Here is a 6961-nt window from a genome sequence, read left to right as displayed (position 1 = left end):
ACCGTGTGCAGTTCGCCATTGCCGCTGCCGTCGGCGGCGCGCACGGCGACCGGCACGATTTCCTGGTTGAAGCGGCCGGCCTGGGTGGCGGCGATGGCGCGGCGGTGGCTTTCCAGCGCGTAGCGGTCGAGGTCGTCGCGCTTGAGGCCGTACTTGCGCGACATCATCTCGGCGCCGGTGAACTGGCTGAACTTCACGCCCGGATAGCGCTCCTGCATGGCCGGGCTCATCGAGCTGCCGAAACCGTTCTTGAACGGCAGCGAGGACGGCAGGCCCATCGGCACGCGCGTCATGCTTTCCACGCCAGCGGCGATGACGATATCCATGGTGCCGGACATCACGGCCTGTGCGGCGAAATGCAGCGCCTGCTGCGACGAGCCGCACTGGCGGTCCACGGAAGTGCCGGGCACGCTTTCGGGCAGGCGCGAAGCCAGCACGGCGTTGCGCGCCACATTGCCGGCCTGCTCACCGGCCTGGCCCACGCAGCCCATGATCAYGTCGTCGATCAGTGCGGGATCGGCGCCGCTGCGCGCGACCAGCGCGTCCAGCACCTGCGCGGCGAGGTCCGCCGGATGCCAGCCCGCGAGCTTGCCGCCCTTGCGCCCGCCCGCGGTGCGCGCGGCCGCTACGATGTATGCCTCTGCCATGTGCTCTCCTCTTATCGTTCCAGGCAAACCCTGTTTATCCTGATGCGGATTCTGGAGCAGTTGCCCGGCACATGGCGTCGTCGGAAGCGACGATTGCGCGGCCGGCGCGCGCTGTCAGACGCGCGGCTGCAGTACCGAGAAGATCGCCGTGGCGCGCAACAGGCAGCGCTCGCCCGCCAGCAGGCGGCAACTGCCGAAGCGCAGCCGCGAGCCGAGCTTGTCGAACGCCACGTGCGCTTCCACCCAGTCGCCCACGCGCGCGGCATCGAAGTAGTCGAGGCTGAGGTTGGCGGTCACCGCCGGATGCTGGCGCCCTGCCTCCAACGCCATCATCATCCCGATGGCGGTATCGGCCAGCGTGGCCAGCATGCCGCCGTGCGGGATGCCGAGCGGGTTCAGATGCTGCGGCCCGATGCGGATGGCGACCACGCGCCGCGCACGGTCCACGTAGAGCTGGCCGAAATGCTCGAGAAAGCCGCTGGCGCCGCGCAGCGCGACAAATCCCGGCGGCACCGCCGCCGCGTCCGCGCCAGCGCTGCCGGCGCCCGGTTCATTGGCTTCTGCCATGGACACCGCCCCGCCTCAGGCCGCGAAGAAGCGCGACGCCACGCCGAGCTGCTCGCGGCATTCGGCCACCATGCGCTCGATCAGCTCCTCGCAGCTCGGGATGTCGTCGATCAGGCCCACGCACTGGCCCGCGCTGATGATGCCGCCGTCGGTCTCGCCGGCGTTCAGCGCGGCCTTGCCGCGCACGCCCGCCACCAGGTGCTTGACGTCCTCGAACTGCGCGCCGCCCGGCTGGCGCTCGATGGTCACCACTTCGTCCGAGACGGCGTTCTTGAGCACGCGCGCCGTGTTGTGCAGCGTGCGGAAGATCAGGTTGGTATCGCGCTCGCTGGCTTCCACCAGGGCCTGCTTGATGTTGTGGTGGATCGGCGCCTCGCGCGTGGCGCAGAAGCGCGTGCCCATGTTCACGCCCTCTGCACCCAGCACCAGCGCCGCCGCCATGCCGCGCCCGTCGGCGATACCACCCGAGGCGATCACGGGGATGCCGAGCCGGCGCGCCGCCAGCGGGATCAGGACCATGCCCGGCACGTCGTCTTCGCCGGGATGGCCCGCGCATTCGAAGCCGTCGATCGACACCGCATCCACGCCCAGCCGCTCGGCCGACAGCGCATGGCGGATCGCCACGCATTTGTGGATCACCTTGATGCCCGCCGCCTTGGCGCGCGCGATGTGCTCCTTCGGGTTGTTGCCGGCGGTCTCCAGCACCTTGATGCCATTTTCGATGATCACGTCGAGGTAGCGCGCGTACGGCGGCGGGTTGATCGACGGCAGCAGCGTCAGGTTGACGCCAAACGGCTTGTCGGTCAGCTCGCGGCAGCGACGGATCTCTGCGTCCAGCGCCTCCGGCGTGGGCTGGGTCAGCGCGGTCAGCACGCCGAGGCCGCCGGCGTTCGATACCGCGGCGGCCATCTCGGCGTAGCCGACCCATTGCATGCCGCCCTGGATGATGGGATAGCGGGTGCCCAGCAATTCGGTGATGCGCGTCTTCATGATGTTCCTGTCTTCCTTCTTGTCTTTGCCGATTCTCTGTCCTGCCCCGGCGCGGCAAATGCCGGCCGCCGCCAGGCAAGCTGGCGCCAGTCTAAGGCGCCGGTCCACTGCCGGCCTCGTCGGATGCGACGATTGCAGGCGCATGATTCTGCACTACCTTACCAGCCAACCCTTTCGAGCAGCCAAGGCCAGCCATGAGCAACGCATCCCAAGCATCCCTGCCCCCCAGCTTCGAGACCCTGCAATATGCGGTCGAGGCCGGTGTCGCCACCATCACCCTGCACCGCCCGGACAGGCTCAACGCCTTCACCCCGAAGATGATGGAGGAGCTGATCGCCGCCTTCGACGCCACCGACGCYGACGACAATGTGCGCGCGGTGATCGTCACCGGCTCGGGGCGCGCCTTCTGCGCCGGTGCCGACCTGGCCTCGGGCGGCTCCACCTTCGATTTCGAGAAGCGCTACGGCGCCAGCAGCCAGGGCAGCGCGCACCGCGACGGCGGCGGGCGCGTCTCGCTGCGCATCTTCCGCAGCCTCAAGCCGGTCATCGCCGCCGTCAATGGCGCGGCGGTGGGCGTGGGCGTGACCATGCAGTTGCCGATGGATATCCGCCTGGCCTCGACCGACGCCAAGTTCGGCTTCGTGTTCGCGCGCCGCGGCATCACGCCGGAGGCGGCTTCGTCATGGTTCCTGTCGCGCGTGGTGGGGATCTCCACCGCGCTGGAGTGGTGCTACACCGGCCGCGTGTTCAGCGCGCAGGAAGCGCTCGATCGCGGCCTGGTGCGCTCGCTGCACGCGCCCGAAGACCTGCTGCCGGCGGCGCAGGCGCTGGCGCGCGAGATCGCGGACAACGCCGCGCCGGTCTCGGTGGCGATCTCGCGCCAGCTGATCTGGCGCATGGCCGGCGCCAGCCACCCGATGGAGGCGCACCGGCTGGACAGCCGCGCGATCCAGTCACGCGGCCAGTCCGCCGACGTCAAGGAAGGCGTCGATGCCTTCCTGGAAAAGCGCCCCGCCAACTTCCCGGAGCGGGTCTCGCAGGACATGCCGGACTTCTACGACTGGGGCAACGAGCCGCCCTTCATCTGAGCCAGAGACAACGCCCAACGCATCGCCAGGAGCACAGCGTGAACGTCAGTACCGCAGTCCAGACCCGCAAATCCGTGCGCGGCTTCCTGCCCGCGCCGGTGGCGCCGGAGATCATCCGCGACGTGCTCGAACAGGCCGCGCGGGCACCCTCGGGCGGCAACCTGCAGCCGTGGCATATCCACGTGGTGGGCGGGGAACCGCTCGAAGAGCTCAAGGGCACCATGCGCGAGCTGATCGCCAGCCGGCCCGGCGGCGAGGGCAAGGAGTACGACATCTATCCGCCAGAGCTGGTCTCGCCCTACCGGGAGCGCCGCTTCCAGGTGGGCGAGGAACTCTACCGCTGCCTGGGCATTCCGCGCGAGGACAAGCGCGCGCGCATCGCGCAGTTCGCCAACAACTTCACCTTCTTCGGCGCGCCGCTGGCGCTGTTCTGCACCGTGGACCGCCGCATGGGCCCGCCGCAGTGGTCGGATCTCGGCATGTACCTGCAGACCGTGATGCTGCTGCTGCGCGAGCATGGCCTGCACAGCTGCGCTCAGGAATGCTGGGCGATCTATCCGCAGACCATCTCGTCCTTTCTCTCGATCCCCGCCGAACGCATGCTGTTTACCGGCATGGCCATCGGCTACGAAGACCCCGGGGCGCCGGCCAACCAGCTGCGTGCCGTGCGCGCGCCGCTGGAGGAGTTCGCGGAGTTCGTGGGGATCTGAGAGCGCGGCCGCCGGATTCGGCAACTATGCCGATTTCGTCGGTCCCGACGCGGAAAGACGACAAGCCGGGTCAGGTTTGAGATGCCACACTATAAGTGTCATCCATCCTGCCCCCGCCAGCCCCGCCATGCGCCAGCCTTCCGCTCCGGCCGAGTCCGCTCCCGGCCCGTTCGCCCCCCTATCTACCGTTCGTTCCCCGGCCACGCGTGCCGCGCACCGGGTCACCGTCATCGACTCCCATACCGGCGGCGAACCGACGCGCCTGGTCATTGGCGGCTTCCCCGATCTGGGCGGCGGCAGCATGGCCGATCGCCTCGTGCGGCTGGCTGGCGAGCATGACCGCTGGCGCACGGCCACCGTGCTGGAGCCGCGCGGCAGCGACGTGGTGGTCGGCGCGCTGCTGTGCGCTCCGGCCTCGGCCGATGCCTGCGCCGGCGTGATCTTCTTCAACAACAGCGGCTACCTGGGCATGTGCGGCCACGGCACCATCGGGCTGGTGGCGTCGCTGGCGCACCTGGGCCGGATCGCGCCCGGCCGCCACCGGATCGAGACCCCGGTGGGCGTGGTCGATGCCGTGCTGCATGAAGACGGCTCGGTCAGCGTGCGCAATGTGCCGGCATGGCGCTACCGGCGCGCCGTGGCGGTGACGGTGCCCGGCCACGGCACCGTCGCAGGCGATATCGCCTGGGGCGGCAACTGGTTCTTCCTGTGCGAGGACCATGGCCAGCGCATCGCGCACGACAACGTGGACGCCCTGACCGCCTTCGCCGGCGCGCTGCGCCGGGCCCTGGAGCATGCGGGCATCCGCGCCGAGGGCGACGCCGCGATCGATCACATCGAATTGTTCGGCCCGCCCGGCCCGGCCGACGACGCCGACAGCCGCAACTTCGTGCTGTGCCCGGGCAACGCCTACGACCGCTCCCCGTGCGGCACCGGCACCAGCGCCAAGCTGGCCTGCCTGGCTGCCGACGGCAAGCTGGCGCCCGGCGCGCCGTGGCGCCAGGCCGGCATCACCGGCAGCCGTTTCGTGGCGCACTATGCGCCAGCCGGAGAAGCGAGCCGCATCGTGCCCACCATCCATGGCACCGCCCACGTCTGCGCCGAAAGCACGCTGCTGGTCGGCGGCGACGATCCGTTCGGCTGGGGGCTGGTGGCGTGAGCCGGGCCCTGCACTGCGCAGACGCCATCGTGATCGGCGCCGGCATCGTAGGCGCAGCGTGCGCCGCCGAACTGGCCGCGCATGGCCTGAACGTGCGGGTGCTCGACGACCAGCGCGGCGGCGCCACGCACGCCGGCATGGGCCACCTCGTGCTGATGGACGACAACGCGGCCGAGCAGGCGCTGTGCGCGGCRTCGCTCGGCCTCTGGCGCGTGCTGGCCGCGCGCATGCCCGAGGCCTGTGCCTACCGCCGCTGCGGCACGCTGTGGCTGGCCGCCGACGAGGAGGAACTGGCGCAGGCCGCCCGCCGGCGCGCAGCGCTGCGGGCGCGGGGCGTCCCGGGCACGCTGCTGACCGCGCGCGAACTGGCGCGCGCGGAGCCGATGCTGCGCCCGGGCCTGGCCGGTGCGCTCAAGGTGGAGGAGGACGCCATCGTCTACGCCCCGGCCGCGGCCGCCTGGCTGCTTGCCCAGGGCGGCGCGCGCATCGACCGCCGGCGTGCCACCGTGCGCGCGGTGGCGGCGAACCAGGTCACGCTCGACGACGGCACCCGGCTGACGGCCGATGCGGTCATCGTGGCCAACGGCATCCACGCCGCGCAACTGGTGCCCGGACTGCCGCTGCGCGCCAAGAAGGGCCATCTCGTGATCACCGACCGCTACCCGGCGCGCGTGCGCCACCAGTTGGTCGAACTCGGTTATGCCGCCAGCGCCCACCAGTCCGAGGGCACCTCGGTCGCGTTCAATGTGCAGCCGCGCCCCACCGGCCAGTTGCTGATCGGCTCGTCGCGCCAGTTCGACCATGCCGATGCCGCCGTGGACGCCGGCCTCGTCGCGCGCATGCTGCGGCGCGCGGCCGGCTACCTGCCCGGGCTGGCGGACATGAATGCCATCCGCTGCTGGACCGGCGTGCGCGCGGCCACCCCTGACGGCCTGCCGCTCATCGGCGCGCAGCCGGGCCAGCCGGGGCTGTGGCTGGCGGCCGGCCACGAAGGGCTTGGCGTGACCACGGCGCCGGGCAGCGCGCGGCTGCTCGCGGCCCAGCTGCTCGGGCACGCGCCGCCGTTCGATCCCCTGCCGTACGCGCCGGGCCGGTTCCTGCCGGCATCCGCCGGCGCCGCCCGGCCCGCCTCCGGAGACAAGACATGAGACGCAGCACGGTTGCCGGCACCGGCGCCATGATCACCATACGGCTGGACGGCCAGCCCATGCGCGTGCCCGCCGGCATCTCGGCTGCCGCGGCGCTGGCGCATGCCGGGCAGCCGTGGGCGCGGCGCGCATGTGGCGGCCAGCAGCGCGCGCCGTTCTGCGGCATGGGCAGTTGCCAGGAATGCCGCATGACGATCGACGGCCGGCGGCGCCTGGCATGCCAGACGCCGTGCCGCGAAGGCATGGTGCTGGAACGCACGCCATGAGCGGGTCCAGGCTGCACGCCGCGCATGGCCGCGAATTCGACGTGCTGGTGGCCGGCGCCGGCCCGTCCGGCATGGCCGCCGCCCGCGCCGCCGCCCGCAGCGGCGCCAGCGTGGCGCTGGTCGACGACAACGCCGCGCCCGGCGGCCAGATCTGGCGCGATGGCCCTGGCGCGGCCCTGCCCGCCAGCGCGCGCGCGKGGCGCCGCGCGCTGGCGGCCGACGCACGCATCACGCTGTTCGCCGGCAGCCGTATCGTGGCGGCGCCGGCGCCCGGGACGCTGCTGGTGGAGCAGGCCGACACGGCCGCGAGGCTGCATTACCGCAGCCTCGTGCTGTGCAGCGGCGCGCGCGAGCTGCTGCTGCCCTTTCCCGGCTGGACCTTGCCC

General features: G+C 71.5%; 9 protein-coding genes. 6 read left to right on the top strand and 3 right to left on the bottom strand.

Annotation, left to right across the window (positions count from 1 at the left end):
- The 3 genes from AC1DO7_RS37995 to AC1DO7_RS37985 form a co-directional block, all read right to left on the bottom strand.
- The coding region (locus AC1DO7_RS37995) for a thiolase family protein (RefSeq protein ID WP_477117335.1) at window positions 1-647 on the bottom strand (647 nt) is incomplete at its 3' end.
- A gap of 114 nt (window positions 648-761) precedes the next feature.
- The gene (locus tag AC1DO7_RS37990) at window positions 762-1214 is read right to left on the bottom strand and encodes a PaaI family thioesterase (RefSeq protein ID WP_441621589.1); all 453 of its coding nucleotides are present in this window, start codon (window positions 1212-1214) and stop codon (window positions 762-764) included.
- A 15-nt stretch (window positions 1215-1229) separates the two neighbouring features.
- Window positions 1230-2204: an NAD(P)H-dependent flavin oxidoreductase gene (locus AC1DO7_RS37985; RefSeq protein WP_441621591.1), complete on the bottom strand. Its 975-nt coding sequence runs from the start codon at window positions 2202-2204 to the stop codon at window positions 1230-1232.
- Window positions 2205-2398: 194 nt separating this feature from the next.
- Between AC1DO7_RS37985 and AC1DO7_RS37980 the strand changes: the two genes are divergently transcribed.
- The 6 genes from AC1DO7_RS37980 to AC1DO7_RS37955 all read left to right on the top strand — a co-directional run.
- Window positions 2399-3292: a crotonase/enoyl-CoA hydratase family protein gene (locus AC1DO7_RS37980; RefSeq protein ID WP_441650427.1), complete on the top strand. Its 894-nt coding sequence runs from the start codon at window positions 2399-2401 to the stop codon at window positions 3290-3292.
- A 38-nt stretch (window positions 3293-3330) separates the two neighbouring features.
- Window positions 3331-4002, top strand: a complete 672-nt coding sequence (locus AC1DO7_RS37975; RefSeq protein WP_441650428.1) for a nitroreductase — start codon at window positions 3331-3333, stop codon at window positions 4000-4002.
- A 127-nt stretch (window positions 4003-4129) separates the two neighbouring features.
- On the top strand, window positions 4130-5161 hold the full coding sequence (locus AC1DO7_RS37970) for a 4-hydroxyproline epimerase (protein ID WP_441650429.1): 1032 nt from the start codon (window positions 4130-4132) through the stop codon (window positions 5159-5161).
- Window positions 5158-6309: an NAD(P)/FAD-dependent oxidoreductase gene (locus AC1DO7_RS37965; protein WP_441650430.1), complete on the top strand. Its 1152-nt coding sequence runs from the start codon at window positions 5158-5160 to the stop codon at window positions 6307-6309. Before AC1DO7_RS37970 ends, AC1DO7_RS37965 begins: the two co-directional genes overlap by 4 nt.
- On the top strand, window positions 6306-6575 hold the full coding sequence (locus tag AC1DO7_RS37960; protein WP_441621601.1) for a (2Fe-2S)-binding protein: 270 nt from the start codon (window positions 6306-6308) through the stop codon (window positions 6573-6575). Before AC1DO7_RS37965 ends, AC1DO7_RS37960 begins: the two co-directional genes overlap by 4 nt.
- A partial coding sequence (locus AC1DO7_RS37955) for an FAD-dependent oxidoreductase (protein ID WP_477117334.1) occupies window positions 6572-6961 on the top strand: 390 nt, incomplete at its 3' end. The genes AC1DO7_RS37960 and AC1DO7_RS37955, both read left to right, overlap by 4 nt.

This window comes from Cupriavidus sp. 05N40, assembly GCF_056397305.1.
Note: the sequence above shows the minus strand (reverse complement) of the source record. Positions and strands in the feature narration are given on the sequence as shown.

Bases quoted from the DNA above. Each gene is read 5' to 3' on its own strand.
- AC1DO7_RS37960 (WP_441621601.1), top strand. From the start codon at position 6,306: ATGAGACGCAGCACGGTTGCCGGCACCGGCGCCATGATCACCATACGG.
- AC1DO7_RS37970 (WP_441650429.1), top strand. From the start codon at position 4,130: ATGCGCCAGCCTTCCGCTCCGGCCGAGTCCGCTCCCGGCCCGTTCGCC.
- AC1DO7_RS37985 (WP_441621591.1), bottom strand. From the start codon at position 2,204: ATGAAGACGCGCATCACCGAATTGCTGGGCACCCGCTATCCCATCATC.
- AC1DO7_RS37990 (WP_441621589.1), bottom strand. From the start codon at position 1,214: ATGGCAGAAGCCAATGAACCGGGCGCCGGCAGCGCTGGCGCGGACGCG.